General features: G+C 39.0%; 18 protein-coding genes. 2 read left to right on the top strand and 16 right to left on the bottom strand.

The genetic code is table 11. From position 1 onward, the window contains the following. Positions 1–26: 26 nt before the first annotated feature. From DKG77_RS09370 to DKG77_RS09410, 8 genes are all read right to left on the bottom strand, one after another. On the bottom strand, positions 27–500 hold the full coding sequence (locus DKG77_RS09370; protein ID WP_109662433.1) for a nuclear transport factor 2 family protein: 474 nt from the start codon (positions 498–500) through the stop codon (positions 27–29). 75 nt (positions 501–575) lie between these two features. Continuing rightward, positions 576–1,883 carry an MFS transporter gene (locus DKG77_RS09375; RefSeq protein ID WP_109662434.1) on the bottom strand — a complete coding sequence of 436 codons (1,308 nt, stop codon included), beginning with the start codon at positions 1,881–1,883 and terminating at the stop codon, positions 576–578. 72 nt (positions 1,884–1,955) lie between these two features. Next, positions 1,956–2,255: a GNAT family N-acetyltransferase gene (locus tag DKG77_RS09380; RefSeq protein WP_109662436.1), complete on the bottom strand. Its 300-nt coding sequence runs from the start codon at positions 2,253–2,255 to the stop codon at positions 1,956–1,958. A 3-nt stretch (positions 2,256–2,258) separates the two neighbouring features. Beyond that, positions 2,259–2,477 carry a (4Fe-4S)-binding protein gene (locus DKG77_RS09385; protein WP_109662437.1) on the bottom strand — a complete coding sequence of 73 codons (219 nt, stop codon included), beginning with the start codon at positions 2,475–2,477 and terminating at the stop codon, positions 2,259–2,261. A gap of 77 nt (positions 2,478–2,554) precedes the next feature. Then, entirely contained in the window at positions 2,555–3,136 is a 582-nt protein-coding gene (locus tag DKG77_RS09390; RefSeq protein WP_109662439.1) for a superoxide dismutase family protein, read from the bottom strand. Positions 3,137–3,589: 453 nt separating this feature from the next. Next, entirely contained in the window at positions 3,590–4,810 is a 1,221-nt protein-coding gene (locus DKG77_RS09400; RefSeq protein WP_109662442.1) for a bifunctional alpha/beta hydrolase/OsmC family protein, read from the bottom strand. A 9-nt stretch (positions 4,811–4,819) separates the two neighbouring features. Further along, a complete protein-coding gene (locus DKG77_RS09405) occupies positions 4,820–5,521 on the bottom strand; it encodes a DUF2490 domain-containing protein (protein ID WP_109662444.1) in 702 nt (233 codons plus the stop codon). Then, a complete protein-coding gene (locus DKG77_RS09410; RefSeq protein WP_109662445.1) occupies positions 5,518–8,730 on the bottom strand; it encodes a WD40/YVTN/BNR-like repeat-containing protein in 3,213 nt (1,070 codons plus the stop codon). The genes DKG77_RS09405 and DKG77_RS09410 overlap by 4 nt, the downstream gene beginning before the upstream one ends. Positions 8,731–8,938: 208 nt before the next feature. On the opposite strand from DKG77_RS09410, the gene DKG77_RS09415 reads away from it, so the two are divergent. Beyond that, positions 8,939–9,133, top strand: a complete 195-nt coding sequence (locus DKG77_RS09415) for a hypothetical protein (RefSeq protein WP_133248441.1) — start codon at positions 8,939–8,941, stop codon at positions 9,131–9,133. Between the two features lie 65 nt (positions 9,134–9,198). Further along, positions 9,199–9,363 carry a hypothetical protein gene (locus tag DKG77_RS16980; RefSeq protein WP_165819373.1) on the top strand — a complete coding sequence of 55 codons (165 nt, stop codon included), beginning with the start codon at positions 9,199–9,201 and terminating at the stop codon, positions 9,361–9,363. A gap of 74 nt (positions 9,364–9,437) precedes the next feature. Here the strand turns inward: DKG77_RS16980 and DKG77_RS09420 are convergent, their stop codons facing one another. From DKG77_RS09420 to DKG77_RS09455, 8 genes are read right to left on the bottom strand one after another with little or no spacing between them, the layout of a single operon-like run. Further along, positions 9,438–10,685, bottom strand: coding sequence for a metal-dependent hydrolase family protein (locus tag DKG77_RS09420; protein ID WP_109662449.1), 1,248 nt, complete (start codon positions 10,683–10,685; stop codon positions 9,438–9,440). Between the two features lie 5 nt (positions 10,686–10,690). Beyond that, positions 10,691–12,079 carry an amidohydrolase family protein gene (locus DKG77_RS09425; protein WP_109662450.1) on the bottom strand — a complete coding sequence of 463 codons (1,389 nt, stop codon included), beginning with the start codon at positions 12,077–12,079 and terminating at the stop codon, positions 10,691–10,693. A gap of 10 nt (positions 12,080–12,089) precedes the next feature. Beyond that, positions 12,090–13,517, bottom strand: coding sequence for an amidohydrolase family protein (locus tag DKG77_RS09430; protein ID WP_109662452.1), 1,428 nt, complete (start codon positions 13,515–13,517; stop codon positions 12,090–12,092). Further along, on the bottom strand, positions 13,514–14,095 hold the full coding sequence (locus tag DKG77_RS09435) for a YdeI/OmpD-associated family protein (protein WP_109662453.1): 582 nt from the start codon (positions 14,093–14,095) through the stop codon (positions 13,514–13,516). Before DKG77_RS09435 ends, DKG77_RS09430 begins: the two co-directional genes overlap by 4 nt. Before the next feature lie 3 nt (positions 14,096–14,098). After that, positions 14,099–15,142, bottom strand: a complete 1,044-nt coding sequence (locus DKG77_RS09440; RefSeq protein WP_109662455.1) for a zinc-dependent alcohol dehydrogenase family protein — start codon at positions 15,140–15,142, stop codon at positions 14,099–14,101. A 2-nt stretch (positions 15,143–15,144) separates the two neighbouring features. Beyond that, the gene (locus tag DKG77_RS09445; protein ID WP_109662456.1) at positions 15,145–16,071 is read right to left on the bottom strand and encodes a carbon-nitrogen hydrolase family protein; all 927 of its coding nucleotides are present in this window, start codon (positions 16,069–16,071) and stop codon (positions 15,145–15,147) included. 45 nt (positions 16,072–16,116) lie between these two features. After that, positions 16,117–16,893, bottom strand: a complete 777-nt coding sequence (locus DKG77_RS09450) for a hypothetical protein (protein WP_109662458.1) — start codon at positions 16,891–16,893, stop codon at positions 16,117–16,119. Further along, the gene (locus DKG77_RS09455) at positions 16,890–17,696 is read right to left on the bottom strand and encodes an arginase family protein (protein WP_109662460.1); all 807 of its coding nucleotides are present in this window, start codon (positions 17,694–17,696) and stop codon (positions 16,890–16,892) included. The genes DKG77_RS09450 and DKG77_RS09455 overlap by 4 nt, the downstream gene beginning before the upstream one ends. Positions 17,697–17,708 lie beyond the last annotated feature (12 nt).

Raw genomic sequence — 17,708 nt, forward strand, 5'->3', positions numbered from 1 at the left:
GATATTATGGTGGATGTTATTGTGCCCTATTGTATTTTTCCATCATGAAAACCAGCCCTTTTCCAAGTACCATTTTTATATACCCATATATTGGTGACACGGTATTCATTTTTAGTTAATTCATCGTTTTTTGTAATGGATGTGATTACTTTGGCAGTGGTAATTGCTGTGTTATCATGAAATTCAACATTAAGCTGACTCATTTCATAACTATTGATGGTCAAAATACCAGTTTCAATTTCTTGTTGTCTCTTTTTTAAATATTGAAGCCATGTTTCTTTGTCAATGGCTTCATACGTTCCGTTTGTATGTCTATAATTATCTGTGATCATAGACTCTAATACTGATATTTCGCTATTGGCGAAAGCCGTGTTAAATTTATCTATTGTAGTTATTAACTCCTGTCTTTGTTCTTCTTTAGACTTTTGGGGCTCGGTTTCGCATGCTAAGCTTAGCGTGAAGATAAAGATGTATGCAAATGGTAACTTGTAAGAATTCATTTTATGATTGCCTTCAGAGTATCATAAACTTAAGAAAATAAAACCTTGTAACCATGCTCTAAGTCTTGGAAGGTTTCATTGTGGATTATTGGCTTTCAAACTCCCAAATACCAGAAAGACCAGAAAAGCCAAACCTAGATAGCCAACTAGACTGTATGAATTGAAAGTTGAAAAGCAAAGACTAAAAATGGATGGGGCCAAGGCACTGGCCAAAATGAGAAAACTCATTACTTTACCCGTAATGGCTCCCAAATGATCACGGCCATAAAAACGAGGCCATGCAATAGCATTCAAAACTGAAAAAAAACCACCCATGATACCAAAACCAGCTATTAAAAAGGGTACGCCCACTGGACTCGCCAAAAACAAAAAACCAACTGAAGCCAAAATACCTCCAATCAACATTAGATAGAGATAAAGTTTTAAAGGAAGACGGTCACTTAACCAGTTGAAAATTGTGGACACGCTAACGGCTACAACGGAACCGGGCAAAAAGATAGAAATGGCATCGGCTTTAGGAAAACCCTCACTGGCAAAAATAGATACGATGTGGAAGGTAAGTCCTGTGATGAAAAAGCTGTTGAAGGCCAACATTAATCCATACATCCAAAAGGAACGCGTGTTCATTGCTTCTTTTAGCGTAAATTGTTTATTAGCCAACTTCCCTCTTTTTTCTTCTGGAGTTGTTCGTGCCTTGTCACCATCAGGTAAAAGCCCATGTTCCTCAGGTTTGTTTTTATAAAATAGATAAACCAGCACACTAAAAAGAATTAACCCTATCGCAAAATATCTCCAAGCCAGTTCCCAACCCTTGATGTCAATTATTGTATTTATCCAAATAGGGGAGGAGGAGAAACCAAACGACAGTGCAACGCTGCTGAACATGTTTACTTTGCCACGGTTCTTATCGAACCAAATCATGATCATGTTCCTAGAAGCCATTGTTAATACCCCTTGACCTGCAAATCGCAGTAAAAAGAAAAGGCACGTCATCAGTAAAAAAGGAATCCACCATGTATTATTGTTCAATGTATTTTTGATGAATTCACTCATTTGTACGGACCAGGAACATAGAAAAAGAGTTGTTGCCAAAGTTAACGTTGCAAAAAAAGCGACATATCGGGCCCCATATTTATCGAACCATACGCCTGCCCTTCCTATAACCATAGAACTGACAATTGTTCCGATCATATAAGCGTTACTGAATTGGTTACGGCTTAGGCCCAAAGCGTCTTTTACGGGGTCGGTAAAAACAGATACGCCTATTGTTTGTCCAGGAATACTACAATACACTCCAATGGTGCCAACGACCAAAATAACATAGCCATAAAAAATAGGACTTTTTGAAGGTTCAATAAAACTGGATTTTTTGGATTGGGCCATGATTGGTTTTCGGCCTCAAAAGTAATTGTTTGCCCTTTAGAATGGATCAAAAGGAAAAAGAAAGTAATTTGTTTATGCTATGTTGATTCCCTTTAGGACCAGCGTTTTCCATTCAGGGTATCTTTTAATGTACATTGCCACAAAAGGGCAGAGAGGGATCAATGTCAAGTCTCGCACTTTAATATATTCCAGTGCTTGTTTAATTAGTTCTGATCCAATTCCCTTTCCCTCATAATCTTTGGGCACCTCAGTATGGGTAAGATAGATTTTTTCTTTGGCTTTTATATACTCGATTTTTGCAATAGATTCACCCATGACAAACTGAAATTGCTTTGCTTGAACATTGTCGACAAGTAGATATTCAGAGTTCATGGTTTAGGCGTTGTGTTGGCGATAACTTAAAGCTCCAGAGGGGCATTGGCCAATTTGAGCTTTCAGTTCTTGGGTAGTTGCATTTTCAGCTTTTATCCATGGCTTTTCTGCAGGATTGTAGACCTTGGGAAGCATTTTAACGCAAATACCTGCATGCTCACAAAGTTTTGGTTTCCAGATTACAGAAATCTCCCCGTTTGAATACTCTTTTACTATTTCCATTTATAAAAAGATTAATCTACTAACATAAAATACCGATAAGGAAGAAGAGCTACTTTTTAGGTAGCTCTTCTAGAAGTCTATTGTATAATTCCTGTACAGGCAATACGCGCTCCGGCAGCACCACTGGGCTGAGAGGTAAAATCATCCACTCCTTGGTGAACGATGACCGCTTTGCCCACAATATTTTTAGTATCATCATCACAGCCAATGCACCATTCTTTTGTTGCAAAATCTACTATCGCATTGCCTTCGGCATCTGCAACAAAATTACCAATATCACCTTTGTGATAACCATCATCCGCTCCCCATTTGGCATGTGGTTGGAACGTTGGGTTCCAATGTCCACCTGTAGATTTTCCATCTGCTGATGAACAATCCGCTTTTTCATGAATATGAATCGCATGCTCACCTTCTGTTAAACCAGAAAGCATTGCCTTCATCACTACAGTTCCATTTTCTTCTGTGAAGGTCACTTCCCCACTAACACCACTATCACTCTTTGGCTCCATTGAAAACTTGATGGATTTAACTTCAACCACCTCCTCAACAACTTTTTCGATAACTTCCTCAGAAGTAGCTTCCGCCTCTTTTTTGGCTTGCTTGCAACTTAAAGCGGTAATTAGTATGAGCGCCAAAGGAAGTGCGATATTTTTTTTCATTGTAAGTATTTTTAGGTTTTGTCTAAGGTACAGATTATTTAAAGAGGTGTCAATAGTTTTGTTCGCTCATGATAGTAAATAGGTGCTGTAAGGTGGGTCTTGTTTTGGGGTACATAAGATTTAAAATCAATGTGTTACACAGTATGGAATACTAATCTTTCTTTAAAATCGTTATCATATATAATAATCTGAAACCATTAAATGGTATCCAAAAGATAGTTTATGTTGGTTCGTGAGCCTTTAAATTATATTGAATTCCTTAGATACTGCAAAAAGAAAAAATCTTTTTGCAAAGGTTATCATCGCCTTAAAAGGGATAGGTTTAAAGGGGTTATAGATCAATACAATTACTTGAAATCTTTACGTAAAATTCAAAGGTCTGCAATTGAATTGGAATTGGATTATTTTGATATTCTACATATGCGTCTTTAGTTAAAGAAACATAGATATTTACTATGGCACAAGATTAGTAATAACCTGGGTTGTACTATGCAGCGTTCTATGTACGGGACATTTATCGGCAATTTGCATTATTCTGGTTTTTTGTTTGTCATCCAAATCTCCCTTTAATTTAATTTCACGGTGAAAGGTGTCAATTTTTGCTTGATCACTTTCACAGTTCTCACAATCTTCAGCGTGCGATTTGCTGTAGGAGGTATGTACTTCAACATTATCCACGACCCATCCTTTTCTTCTGGCATACATTTGAATCGTCATTACCGTACATGCAGAAAGACCTGCAGAAACAAGCTCGTAGGGTGATGGACCAAAATCGTTACCTCCGTAAGAGATAGGCTCATCTGCAATCATATAATGATTTCCAACCTTCATTTGCGTTGTAAAACCGTCTTCACCATCTAAACTAGCAGCTACTTGGTGCTTTGTCCTCAGCTTAGAATCTACCTTTTCAGAAACATCCACATAGCGTTTGGCCCATCCAGAAATTACCTCGCCCACATAGACGGAATCCTCTTTCCTGGACAATAAATGGTCCGCCCCATCTAGGGAAACAAAGCTTTTAGGATGATGGGCAGAAATATAAATCTCCTCTGCATTTCTAATGCCCACAGTGTCATCTTGTGGGGAATGCATAATTAAAAGGGGTTTGCGCAATGCTTTCGCAGTTTCTGGCAATGATTTGGTCTCTAAATCATCCAAAAATTGCTTTTTGATAGTAAAATCCCTGCCGCTTAAATTGATTATAGCTTTTCCGGTGGACTGAATTTCTTCAACTCCACTTTTTAATAAATGTTTTACATGAACTGGATTTGAAGGGGCGCCAACGGTTGCAACAGCTTTTATGGATGCAATTTCACCCGCAGCAAAGATGGAAGCGGCACCACCTAGCGAATGGCCAATGATTAGGGTGGGGGATTCATAATTCTCTTCAAGATATTTTGCGGCCGCTACTAAATCCTCCACATTGCCTGAAAAATTAGTATCGGCAAAATCACCTTCGCTCTCTCCAAGACCAGTAAAATCAAAACGCAGCACACCAAAACCATGGGAAGTTAGCGCCTTGCCTATGTTTTTTACAGCAAGCAAATTCTTATTGCATGTAAAACAGTGCGCAAACACAGCATAATTATGCGGATGTCTATCAACGGGAAGTTCTAAACGCCCTACCAGCGTTTGTCCTTCGGCATTTTGAAATGTAACTTTTTGGAGAGCCATACTATTGTCTTATTTAGAGGTGTTTTTTTTCTTTTTAAACACACCCCTTAAGTCGGGATTATAGAAGAATCCTATCTGCAAGCGATCAAAAACAGCATTACTGAACTGGTTTCGCAAATATCCTAATTGCACACTGCTGTTTTCTGTAATATGAATACCAAGCGCTCCATATAGCCGATTTTGTCCAAAAAGATCATTTTGCAAATTGATAAACAGCTCGTCATAAAAATTTAAAAAGAAGATATCCGTAAGTGGCAATGTTACCTGAATGCGATATCGAGCCCTGTGTTGTGTCTCATTTCTAGTTCCAAAATCCAAAAAGCGCTGCTCAAGTCGGTACCTATGTTCAAAAAGTAATTCCCATACTTTATTCTTAAGAATAAACTGCTCAAATATTCGATGCTCTTTGCTGTTTCTTTCTCCTGGAAATTCCAAAAAAGTACCATCTGTTGAGATATAACCATACCCTCCCGTTGCTATGGCATTTGAATTGATGTGATAATTTAGACCAGTACGCAGAAGCAGTTGATTAAAATTACTTGTAGTTTCATAAAACCTGAATTGCGCTTCAGTATGAATGCTGAAACGTTCTGCTATTTTATTGGTTCCAAAATACATATACCAAGCACCCAGCTCATCTTCTCCTGCTTGTTGGGCGTTCATCTGAACTATTATGGTCAATAAGACCAATGTGTTTAATACCTTTCTCATTGATTTATGCTAAAAGTTTCTGTTTCTTTAAAAGGAGATAAATCCAAAGCTTCAACGGCTTCACGATAGGGTTTCCATGTTTCACTGAAGAAATTATTGGTTTTTCCCAAAGCCGATTTTAACTCATCTTCAGCAAATTTGATAAGATTTTTTTCTGTTTCTGTAACTCCGGATTTTCTTGTTTGAGTGTAAAACCCAGCAGTGTTCAAGCGCTGCATCACGTTGATTTCAGGGTTGCGGGTAATCCCTTGCCGTTTATCTTCTTTTCCTAAATACAAGGCCACTATAGAATCAATTTGCTTTACAATTTTAGTTGATTCCTCTATTTGATCCTTATATTTTTCTTTGTCCAAATCCTTCATTTCCTTCTGAAATCTATTGGCCAAGTCTTTGCTTTTTACCAATTGTTTTACAGCATCAGCAGCAGTTTGGGTGTAGTCCTGCAACTTTTTCCCCATTGTATATACTTCATTAATAGAGGCTAGTGATGTCTGAAGCCTTGGATCCGTTTTTACCGTTACCGAAGTAGAATCTACGAGCTCACCATAATGTACTTTTACTTTGTACGTACCTGGTTTTACATCAATTCCACCTTGCTCGGTTTTACTTTTACTGATTTTTCTTGCGGGTCTGTCCGGCCCTTTTTCATCAAGGCCCCAATAAATTCTGTGGAAACCGGCTTTTTTAGGAGTTTTGTGTTTGAGCGTACGGATCAATCGGTCCCCCTCATAAAATTTGAAGAAAATAGAATCTTTAGTTTTTTCCTTTTTGCTATCATCTTTTTCCTCAGGGGCATCCTCTTCCTCATCCTTTTTTTCTTTATTACTGGTTGCTTTGCTACCTTCTTTCAAATAATAGGTGATCATTGCTCCTGACTTTCTATTCTCTCCATTATAGAGGGCATCACCTCCAAAACGACTTCCCGTGGCCTGTTGGTAAGCTGCATGGTAAGCATCTGGACTTTTAAATAGACTGATTTCTTTCTGTAGTATGGATGGATTACTTGCCAATGCCCTAAGTGGACGAATATCATCCAAAACCCAGGCGGCACGTCCAAACGTACCAATTACCAAATCATGTTCCCTTGGTTGAATAGCTAAATCTTTGGTAGAAACAGTTGGGAAACCTTCGGTCCATTTATGCCATGAACTGCCGGCATTAAAGGAAACGTACAAACCATCATCAGTCCCTAAAAATAAAAGGTTAGGATTTTCGGTATCCTCAACAATGGAAAGGGCATAACTTTCCACATCGTTTCCATCTACTATTCGGGTCCATGTCTTTCCATAATCTTTGGTGCGATAGGCATATGGAGTGTAATTGAACCTTCTGTAATCGTTGGCAATTAACAAGGCTTCGCCTTTGTTCTTTTTAGAGGCTTTTATTTGTGGAACCCAGCTCCCCGCCGGTAATCCTTTAATGTTGGATGTTACTTCCGTCCAACTTGCTCCTCCATTTTGTGTGTAGTGTACCCGACCATCATCTGTGCCCACCCAAAGCATATCCTTTTCCACTGCGGATGGCTCAATAACCAAAATGGTACAATGGTTTTCGGCCCCTGTAGCATCCATCGTAAGACCTCCACTTTCACTCTGTTTTTGTTTTTCCTTATCATTAGTGGTTAAATCTGGTGAAATAACTTCCCATGTCAACCCTTTATTGGTCGATTTATGTACAAACTGACTTCCAAAATAAACAGTGCCATTATCAAAAGGGTCCTGCCCAATACCCGCATTCCAGTTAAACCGAAGCTTGGTTGTTGCATCTGGAGGAGTTGGGCGAACAATATAATTGTTCCCGGTTTTCCAATCGTAACGCGAAACAAAGCCTTGTTGACTCATTGCGTAGCCAAATTGGTTGTTATCCAAATCCGGAACAACATCAAAACCATCACCAAAAGCAATTTCCTGCCAGTAGCTGTTGCGTATACCTTGGGCACGCCATACATAAGCCGGACCTCTCCAAGAACCATTGTCTTGCATACCGCCATAAACATTGTAGGGGTATTCATTGTCAACACTGATATGATAGAATTGTGCGACGGGTAAATTTCCAATAAAACGCCATGTTTTTCCACCGTCTTTGGTTATGTTCATTCCTCCATCATTCCCATCAATCATGAATTGTCCGTTTTCTGGATGTATCCACCATGCATGGTGATCAGGGTGCACACCATTATCTACTTGGTAAGCGGGCATTAATTGTTTAAAGTTTTTACCTCCATCTTCAGAAACATTTACATAGGTGAAAACAGAATAGACCCTATTTTCATTTTCAGGGTCCACGAAAATATCCGAATAATAAAAAGGCCTGTTTCCAATATCGTTTTTATCGCTGACTTTTTCCCATTTAAACCCACCGTCAACAGATTTATACAGAGCATTTTTCTTTGCTTCTACCAAAGTGTAAATAATGTTGGGTTTGTTTTTGGCAATGGCAATTCCTATCCTACCCAATTCTCCTTTTGGAAAACCCTCTTCTTCAGTAATTTTTTTCCAACTATCTCCACCGTCATGGGTAATGTACAAACCACTTCCTTCTCCTCCAGATTTAAAAAACCAAGGATCACGCTTATGTTCCCACATGGCTGCAATTATCTTATTTGGGTTGGAAGGGTCCATTACCAAATCAGCAGCACCTGTTTTATTGTTGACAAATAGAATTTTATTCCAACTTTTTCCGCCATCAGTTGTTTTGTAGACACCACGCTCAGGGTGAATTCCCCAAGGTGAACCAATGGCACCAACATAGACTATATCTGGATTGGTAGGGTCAACGATTACACGATGGATATGCCTGGTTTTTTCAAGGCCCATGGATTTCCATGTTTTACCCCCATCAAGAGATTTATAGATGCCATAGCCACCGTTAAGGCTGTTTCTGGGGTTGCCTTCCCCGGTCCCCACCCAAATTACGGATGGATTGGATTGTTGAATGGCAACTGCGCCAATGGACGCGGTAACTTCTTTGTCAAAAATGGGTTCCCATTTAATACCGCCAGAAGTGGATTTCCATAGACCACCGGAAGCCGTACCCACGTACATCACATCAGGGTTGGAATGGACAACATCTATGGAGGTTACCCTTCCGCTCATGCCTGCCGGGCCTATGTTACGGGGTTTCATATCCTGGACTAAATCCATGGAGAATTCTTGCGCAAAAAAAGGAATGGATGCCAAGAGCATCAATAGCGTGTAAAGGTGTTTCATTTTAAGAATTAATTAGTCGCCTAAAGATACCAAAAACCCTAAGTGGATTTCTTAAGGAGTTGTTAAGGCTACCTTCATTAGAAGTAGTGAAAGCTTGTAAGTATCTGATTTTTAGATTTTTTATATTTTTACTTTATTGTGAAACTTCATGGCTCACACTGAATACTGTTCCCCCCATTAATTTTTTAACCTTGCTAAGATTATGAAAATGAAAGCTTTGATTTTTACAATCTCATTGTTTTGTTGTTTCGGTATTTGCGGTCAAGACAATGAAAGCATGTTCCTAAGAGTTTTTGATTTGGAAGGAAACAAGATTGCGAAGGGAAAAATACATGCAATTTCCGATACGGTTCTTACATTGAAACTAAGACAGATATTTAGAGAGGTGGATGCAAAAACATAGAAATTATTAAAACCAAAAGATCTATAGGAAACAGTGTTGGAGTTGGCGCAGTTGGCGGGGCATCATTGGGGGTGATTGTTGGAGCGATTGCTGGAGATGAAAACGACTTTTTATCTTCAAGTGCCCAAACAGTTGGTCTAGGTGTTTTTGGAACCATTTTAGGAGCAGTTGGTGGTGGAGTAACTGGGTTAAAAAATCAATTACCTATCCAATTAATGGAGATATTTTGAAATGGCAGGAGTTTACAAAGACAATTGGTAATTAAACCATTTAAACTAAACCGCTAAGTATAGTATACAAACCTTTAATCTTCATATACCACTCCATCTTTCATCACAAAAGTAACCTTGCGCATTTTTTTAATGTCTGTAATCGGGTTTCCTTCCACGGCGATAAGGTCTGCAAGGAAATTCTTTTGTATGCGCCCCAATTCATCTAAATGAAAGATACGGGCATTTACAGAAGTAGCAGATTGCAGCACTTTTAAGGGTTGCATGCCATACTCAGCCATGAGTTCCATCTCCCGATAATTTTCTCCGTGGGAATATACTCCTACATCACCTCCAAAAACAATATCCACTTCAGATTCCAGAGCCAGTTTAAATGATTTCTTCTTTTTAGAGATTCGGTCAGTATCGGGTTCCATTCCTTTCTTCCATCCTTTGTAACGCTCAATTGCGTCACCGGCTGCAAGGGTAGGACATAAGCCAACTCCTTTTTCTTTCATCATTTTAAAGATTTCCATTGTGCCACCATCTCCATGTTCAATGGTTTCCACTCCTCCTAAAATGGCACGGCGCATTCCTTCTGGTGTACTGGCATGGGCTATGGCATAGCGTCCTGCGCTTGTTGCAGTGGCTACCATTGCATCAATTTCTTCTTGTAAAAAGGTAGGTTGAGAGGGTTCATCTTTCCCCCAACGATAATCTGCATATATTTTTATAAAGTTTGCACCATTGCCCAACTGTGTGCGTACTTCTCTAATTGCTTCTGCTTTTCCACTTACAGGTTCTGCTCCCAACGGAACAGTAACACCATCATGAAACCCTTTAGGGCCATATGCTCCCGTAGCTACAATGGCAGGACCCGCTACCAATAAACGGGGCCCCGGGATTATCCCATCTTCTATGGTCTTTTTTAAATAAACATCTGTATAACCAGCTCCTTCAGCACCTAGATCCCGCATGGTCGTAATACCGGCCATCAGAGATTTTTTAGCATGGACAACTCCTCTAATGGCCCTTTCAACAGGAGATTCCTTTAACACTTGATCATTCCACTCGGTTTCATTGTATGGATGTAACAATAGGTGGGAGTGCCCTTCAATGATTCCGGGCATTAAGGTCATTCCTTTAAGTTCCTTTTTTTCATAGGAACGCGAATTTTTCAAGCTTGCTATTGGGCCAGCAAAAGTGATGCGGTTTTCTGTTACCAATACCACCCAATTGGAATGCAGTATCTCACCATCAAAAACTTGATCGGGAACCAATAAAAGTTGAGCTTTGACTGGCACCATCGCTAGGAATAAAAGAATAAAAAAAATAGTTCTCATATAGTTTAGTTTTTGCTTGCGTTTTCAGCAATTTCTTTTAATCTTTTTTCGATGGTTATATCAGATAACCATGTTCCATGTGCCATCACTCCAAAAACCTCGGTATAATTTTTAATATCATCCATTGGATTCTTGGATAACAGCACCAAATCTGCATCAGCGCCTTTTTTTACTTCACCAAAAGTGTTTTCTAGCTCAAAAAACATGGAAGGATTTAGGGTTGTGGATTGTAATATTTCCAAAGGATTCATACCGGCAGCAGCCATACCTTGCATTTCATGTTGTATAGAAAAACCTGGCACATTGAACAATTGGGGAGCATCAGAACCTAGGAGTATGCCATGACCGTTGTCTTGAAGTTTTTTAATGAGGCTCTTGCGAATAGCATCAAATTGTTCCCATTGGGCGGTGTTGAAACCTGAGCTTTCCAAGGTCTGTATTTTTACTCGCCTCCAGTTTTCCAAAGTAGACTTGGGCATATATTTCATTTCTGATTCTGCCAATAGGGTATCTACATCAGCTGGGGAAAACCATCGTTCAAACAAACTTTGTGTTGGAACGATCCATACCTTATTGTCTTTTGATAGCTGTACCAACTCCTCAATTTTTGTGGTGTCAGCCAAAGGAGTAAAATTGTAGCCAAAAAAACCATTACTGGTCGGATCCACGTTTTTTGATTCTGGTACAAGGCCTTCTAAAAACCCATCTACGTGATCAATTGACGCATATTTACTTTTTAACGCATGACGAATGCCCACATCTACAGGAACATGACCCGCAAACGGAATTCCTACTTCATTGGCTGTTTTTACAACCTGATTAAAAACGTTGCGCTGAATACCGGGATGAATCTTTAGAAAATCATAACCTTCATTTTGGTAAGCCGTTACTTTTTCTATTGCCTCTTCCTCTGTTTTAACAGAATTGCCGTTAAGTGAAGGACTCGAAGTAAAAATTCTTGGACCTAATACCTCTCCACTCTGTACCTTTTCCCTAAGTACTAGATGGTCTGGATGCCCCAACATACCACGGATTGTAGTTACCCCATTGGCCAAATACAAAAACAATACATCTTCCAAGCGTTCTTTGGAAGTGGGTGGTTGTGGAATGTGTGCATGCATTTCTGCCATTCCGGGAATAACATATTTACCTTCTGCATTGATGACTGTCTTGTATTTTGATACGTCATCTATTTCTATTGCGTTGATTTCCTTTATTCGTCCAGAGTCTATAAAAATGTTTTGACCAGCTTTGACCTCTCCTGTTCTTACATTAACAATGTTCGCTTTAGAAATAAGAATAAGGGTGGAACTTATTTCTTCTTTTTTCGATTTTTCCTGGCACGAGCTAACGAGAACACATGAAACTAGGAAAAGGGTGATTTTTTTAAACATAGTTTTATTTTTAATTGATTTCGGATGCTTTTAAAAGGGTAGCAAGCTGTTCTTTGTTGAAGAGCCTGTCTCCCTTTAGTACGGCATATATTTTTTGAGTGTTTTCAATTTTTTCCAATGGATTAGCATCTAAAAGAACGAGGTCAGCTACCTTTCCTTTGTAGATACTTCCAAAATCCCCACTCTTGTTTAAAAACTTGGCTCCATTTGGCGCAGATGTCTTAAGGGCTTCCAATGGGGAAATCCCATTATCTACCATGGCTTTTAATTCTCCGTGCAATGAAATTCCTGGATAGGTATAGGAATTGTAAGCTCCACTATCTGACCCAGCTAAAAGGTCTACACCAGCATCATTTAAAGATTTACAAAGTTGGCCAAAAAAGGTGTCTAAATCTTTTCGGTCCGTTCTTGTTTTTTCTGATGCATTTAATGCTCGATCTATCCGTCCTTGATAGGTTTTGATAATCCCTTGCCCTATATATTTTAAATAGGCATCATTCCAATGGTCAACTTCATCCAAATAACTTAAAGTCTTACCTATATGCAGCGTAGGTACTACAAAAACATTATGTTCTTTAAGTTTTTGAAAAGTTTTTTGAGCCTTACTATCTGCATAACCAGTCATTAGAGCTGGCATGGCTTGCCAAAACCCGATTTCCTTGGTTTTCAGCTTTTCTGTAATCTCGATTTCATTGTTGGCACAGCCTTTCATGATGTAATATAGATGTTCTATGGCGTCTATCCCCGCATCTACCGTTTCATCAAGTGTTACCGTGAAAGGCATATGTCCTGATACAATCAAACCTCTTGCCTCTGCTTCTTTTATGGTTTTGAGATAGTGTTCTCCCAAAATTCTACTGTCATAAAGTTTAACAAAATCCACATTAAGTTTTTCCAAGGAATCTAAGGCTGTGGCAATATCATCTTCATTTTCAACTTCTAAAGAGCCTGCCCATGTAGCACCAGGGCCATCTATTTTTGGTCCAGAAGTGAATATTGTAGGACCAACTAGATTTCCATCAGCAATTTCTTGCTTCCACTCCATGACAGAGGAGGTAAGGTCGCCGCCAGCATCCCTAATGGTGGTAATGCCATTAGCGATGAAAAGCTTTAAAAAGTTCTTGTTATTTGCAACGAGCGAATCCCCTCCTCGTAAATGTGTATGATTGTCCCAAAAACCAGGTAACATGAATTTTCCAGTAGCATCCACAGTGGTTTCTGCCTTATAATTTGTATCGGAACCAGCGGTGGCAAGAGCTTTTATTCGTCCATTAGCAATGTAAATATCTTGAACTTCAATCTCTCCTGTTTCCAGATGTATGACATTAGCATTGGCAATAAGCATATTTATCGACTGCTTTGGACTTTTGTTCTGACACCCCATTAGAAACAGCATGACGAATAAGGGGTAAGCACTAATATTTATACTATTTCTCATCTACTTCCTGAATTTCTGGTTTTAACATTATTGGCTGAAAGATCTATGATTTCTGCAATTCTTTTTTGTCTGGTTTCTTCCCGTTTTGCTTGATGGAGCCAGTACAGATAGCTTTTACGTTGTCCGCGGGTAAAATTTTGAAAATTTTCAAAAGCTTTGGGGTTTTTATCAAAAGAAACTTTTAAATCATTGGGGATTACTCCATTTTCCACATCATCCAAAGCGGTCCATGAACCATTCTCTTTTGCTGATTGAATTACTTTAAGTCCACTTTCATGAATTAAATTAGAAGCTATTAGTTCTTCTAAATGGGTTTTGTTCACTTTACTCCAGACACTTTTTGGTTTTCTAGGGCAGAAATACTGTCTACGCTTACCATTACCCAAACTTTTGACGGTGCTATCTATCCAACCGTAACAGAGTGCTACTCGCACTGCTTCTTCCCAGCGCATGCTTGGCATATCATGCTCAATCTTGTACATAATTACATGAATTCCATTAGAAGTTTGATGGTTTGCATGTAACCAAACTCTCCATTCTTCATCATTTTTAAAGTATATCTCTATTGCTTCCTTCATGTGCTAATTAAAGGAATTGATAATGGTCATTCCTCTATTGTTAAACTGATTCATCTCCTTTAAAACCTCTCCTGCTTTTGATAATGGAATGGTTTTTTCGACCAATTTTTGAGGTTTTAATTTTCCCTCTTTGATGAGCGTCATCATCTCGGGGTATTTATGTGCTTGCATTCCGTGGCTGCCTATAATTTCGAGTTCGTTGGCAAGAACTTTATCCATAGGTATTTTTGGATATTGGTGATTGCCCGTCATTAGCCCTACTTGAATATGCTTTCCTCTTTTTCTAAGACTGTCTATAGAATTTTGGCAAGTGACAGAGCTACCCAGGGCATCTAAAGATACATGAACCCCACCATTCGTGAGCGATATCACTTCTTTAATAACATCCGAAGATGTAGAAGCATTTATTACCTTTGAAGCACCTAAGTCTTTAGCAAGTTTCAAGGTATCCTCATTGATATCTATTGCAACCACGTTTGCTCCAAATGCCTTGGCTATCATAATGGCTGAAAGTCCAACTCCACCACAACCATGAATTGCTATAGATTGCCCTTCATGTATGTTTCCTTGGGCCACTACCGCTCTAAATGCCGTAATAAACCGACAGCCTAAGGAAGCAGCGGTAATATCATCTATTTCTTCAGGAAGCCTTACCAAGTTGGTGTCCGCATGATCAATACGGACATATTCGGCAAAAGAGCCCCAGTGCGTAAAACCGGGCTGTGATTGATTGTCACAGATCTGATGATTACCTGAGTTACATTGCTCACATAAGCCGCAACCACATACAAAGGGAACGGTTACTCTATCGTCGATACTGAAGTTTTTAACACCTTTGCCTAAAGCAGCAATGGTTCCAGACAATTCATGACCTGGAACATGGGGCAAGACAATATCGGGATCATGTCCCATCCAACCGTGCCAATCGCTGCGACAAATCCCAGTTGCCTCTGTTTTAAGTATCACGCTGTGATCAAAAGGAGTCGGGTCCTGAACATTCTTAAGGTTTAAATCCCCTTGAAAAGTTTCATAAATCAATGCTTTCACGACTATTTCTTTTCTATTATCATATTTGGCTGACCAATTACGTTCAAATTAAAAATATCATTTCTAGAATAGTGTCCAATAACATCAAAATCCAATTTACTGAGTGTTATATCTTCCAGGTCTAGCTCCGCTATCAATGATCCAGATTGACCAAAGAGGGGTCCAGCAATAATTTTTCCCGTAGGAGACACGATAATGCTCCCCCCAGGACATATATCTTCCTTTTCATTTTCTACTAAATGTTGGTATTCAGCGGGATACATGGATTTGGTATAGAATTGATTGCAACCCAACACAAAGCACCTACCTTCCAAAGCAATATGTTGCATGGTTGCTGTCCATTCGTCTCTGGAATCAGCTGTAGGAGCAATATAGATTTCCACTCCTTTTTGATACATTGCCATTCTAGCCATGGGCATATAGTTTTCCCAACAGATGAGACCGCCCAATTTTCCAATTTTAGTGTCAAAACTTACTAAAGATTCTCCTGAAGCCTCTGCCCAAATAATTCGTTCTGTTCCAGTTGGTTTAATTTTTCTATGTACACCCAACAAGCCTGAAGAAGGTGAAAAGTACGCCATAGAACAATACAGGCTTCCGTTAACTTTTAGTCTTTCGGTTATTCCTATAACCAGATATACATTTTGTGATTTGGAGAGTTTTTCTAAAAACTCAAGGTCATCACCTTCTAAACAGACACTATTTTCATAGTACTTGGCATATAATTCTTTGCCCTCTAAGGAGCGACTACCAACTGTGGCCCCAAACGTGAACCCCCTGGGATAACCTGGAACAAAAGATTCAGGGAAGACAATTAAATTACAACCCTCCGCAGCATGTTTCCTAGTTAAATCAGCTAGCTTTTCAAAGGTTTTTTGCTTATTAAAGAAAACAGGATTTTCTTGTATGAGTGCTACTTTTACCTTCATAAGAGTTTGTTTTAGATGCTAAAAGTCTTAACTATTATCTTTTGATTATTCTTGTTCAATAGCCTTTAAAAAAGGCTCCATTTCTATAAGCTTAATATCATCCCTCTTTCTCAACTCCCGCACAAACCAGCTCTTGTGCCCGGCACCATAGGTTATTAAAAAGCGTTTGCCAGAATAACGGTGTTTTTCCAACGCCTTTTCAATATTCCAATAATGCGCAATATTGATGTTATCCCAACCTCCAAGACCTAATTCCACATTAAAAAGTCTGTTGTAGACCTGTAGTGAAATATCCTGAATACTATCATAGGTATCTGTATGAATAAAATATGGGTTATTCACTTTTTCAGTGGCTCGATAAACAGAATCTGAACGTTCATTGGCTTCGGTATAGGCGGCCCAATCGGCTGTTCTGCTTGTATCTTGGCTAATTGCATACAGTTTTGCACTTCTTTCATCAGCCATGGGCTTTGTCCAACCTGCAGTTGGGATAATTTCGAAATCCATTTCCTTTGTCAACGGAAAAATGACATCTACATATTCTGGAAAACGCATTACCCTTGGTTCCGAAATACTATCATCCCTCGTATAACCTTCAATAGCAGCTTGGAACCTATCTGGAGGAATTTCCGCTAGGATAAAATCCGGGTTAATTTCTTTTACAAGCTTCCTCAAATACTGAAGATTATAAACACTATCGGTCAAATGTCCACCATGAATGGTACCAAGTATCAACACTTCATTTTTTAGAGGCTTCTGGTCTTTCTGACCACAACTAATTAAAAGGACTGTTGCTAAGGCACAGATTATACATCTCTTCATTGCATCAACAGGTTTATGATGTTCTCAATAGGTCTCAATTCTTCAATGTTTGCGGTGGTTGATTCTAAAACACTTGTTCCAACCAAATTAAAACTGCTTTTTAGTTCAGAAATACATTCCTCAGCATCCTTTATCAATAAACCATCAGGTACTCGATAATAGGTCTTGTCATAATCTGTTGGCTCCAAGCAGTCAAAATCAAAATGTAAATAGAGATTCTTTATGTTTTTGGATTGTAATGTGTAAACAAGCTCTGTAATATTCAATTTCCTTGGATGATAAATGTTTCCGCTATCCAATCTACTTTTTTCGGCCTTATCAATGTCCCGTAATCCCACATAATGGATTTGCGAACTGTCCAATGTGCTAAACATTAAATTGTTCATATTGGGTTCTCCTTCTCCCAACAAAGTTCTTAGGGGCATGCCATGAAAATTACAACTTGCTGAATCACATGGCCTATTGATATCGGCATGTGCATCAAACCAAATAACACCTAGATTTGGGTATTGCTCATTTAAATAGGATACCGGTACAATTTCAAGACCGCAATCACCACCAATGGTAGCAGTGGTTTTGGGTTTTTTCGATGCTAGAAATTGTTTAAACCGAAGCAGCTGTTGATGAATGGCTTCGTAATTGTTGATTTGAAATTTTTGGACTCCATTTTCCCCTGCAGGAATACCAGAGAGTGGAATTTGAACAAAATCGGGGTCTTTCAAATATTCCAAAACAGCGAAAGCACCTGATTCTATCTTCTTACCTGATCCAGCACCCTGCCATTGTGGAAAATAGATTTTCATAATAACATACGG

The organism is Flagellimonas aquimarina, assembly GCF_003149745.1.
In the GTDB taxonomy this organism is placed as follows: Bacteria; Bacteroidota; Bacteroidia; order Flavobacteriales; family Flavobacteriaceae; genus Flagellimonas; species Flagellimonas aquimarina.